Genomic DNA, 1,299 nt, shown 5'->3' on the forward strand with positions numbered 1-1,299 from the left:
TACTGTTTTTGATGCGTGTTTGGCTTGCTTTCATCTATCCGGCGTCTGAGTGGGGCTGTGGCCCCGCGCCTCGATGAGAATCGATGCCCGACGATCCTAATTAGTTGAACGGCCTTTCAGCCGTGTGGGAGCTCAGGGTTGTCGTCAGGCCGGTTGGCCGTTCACGTCATCTGTTATCCAGCATCGCAAAACCAGGTGGGTGGTGCTCGGGTGACAGCAGGGTCAGGCGTTCATCGCGCTTGGCCCTGCATCGAATTCAGTGCGGTGGGCCGCAATCGCCCAGGCGATCCTCGCCAGCTTGTTGGCCAGCGCGCAGACCACATGGTTGGAGTGATGGTGGGCCAATAGCTGCCGGACCCAGTCCGCCAGCCAGCCTTTCTGTCGGTCCAGTTGTATCAAATAAACCCGGGCGCACTGGATAAGCAGGCGCCTCTGGTTTCGATCACCGCGCTTGCTGATGCCCAGCAGGACGGTCTTGCCGCCCGTGGAATGCTGTTTGGGCACCAGCCCGATCGAGGCCGAATAGCCTCGGCCGCATTTGAACTGCTTGCCATCGCCCAACTCGGCCGCCAGGACGCTGGAGGTGATCGGGCCGACACACGGCATGGTCATCAAACGCGCCGCCAGATCATCTTCAGCGGCCTGGCACTCCACGTCTTTGTCTTGCGCCTTGACCTGCTCATCCAGATAGTTGAAGTGCTTATGCAACCCCATCAGAAGTTTTTTGAAGGGCTCAGAAAGTGAACTCGCTTGCAGCAGCGCCGGCAGCGCTTTGATTGATTTGAAGCCTGGAGCCAGGCTGATGCCCACCTCCAGCAGGGCCGCATGAATCCGATTGGCGGCCGCGGTGCGCTCCTTGATGAACGAGTCGCGTATCGAGTTGAGCATGGCCAACAACTGCTGAGCCTGGGTTTTGGGATGCACAAAGCGCATCAAGGGGCGAGTCGCCGCCTCGCAGATCGCCTCGGCATCGGCGAAGTCGTTCTTGTTGCTTTTCACGAAAGGACGCACGAGATGCGGCGCAATGAGCTTGGGCGTATGGCCCAGCTTGGCCGCCTCCTGCGCCATGAAGTGGGCACCGCCACAGGCCTCCATCACGACGATGCAGGGTTCGAGGTTCGCCAGATGTTGAACGAGCGCCACTCGGTTAAACTTTTTGCGGTAAAGCTCATGACCACGATCATCTTGTGCATGCAGATGAAAGGTGTGTTTTCCCAGGTCGATGGCGGCAATAGCTACTTTCATGGCAACGGTCTCCGATAGGCCCCCTGCGAAAGCTTAGTGGGCAATCGCAGGGGG

Annotated in this window: 1 protein-coding gene; it reads right to left on the minus strand. The window is 59.0% G+C overall.

Annotated elements, in window-relative coordinates; genetic code table 11:
• Positions 1 to 222: 222 nt before the first annotated feature.
• Positions 223 to 1,245 (minus strand): IS110 family transposase, encoded by a 1,023-nt coding sequence (locus MEB48_RS28985; protein ID WP_237887123.1) that lies wholly within the window; start codon positions 1,243 to 1,245, stop codon positions 223 to 225.
• Between the last annotated feature and the right edge of the window lie 54 nt (positions 1,246 to 1,299).

The sequence above is a fragment of the Pseudomonas sp. PGPR40 genome, assembly GCF_022014505.1.
GTDB lineage: Bacteria > Pseudomonadota > Gammaproteobacteria > Pseudomonadales > Pseudomonadaceae > Aquipseudomonas.

Excerpts from the sequence above, each read along its gene's own strand:
- MEB48_RS28985 (WP_237887123.1), bottom strand. The coding sequence starts at position 1,245 with ATGAAAGTAGCTATTGCCGCCATCGACCTGGGAAAACACACCTTTCAT.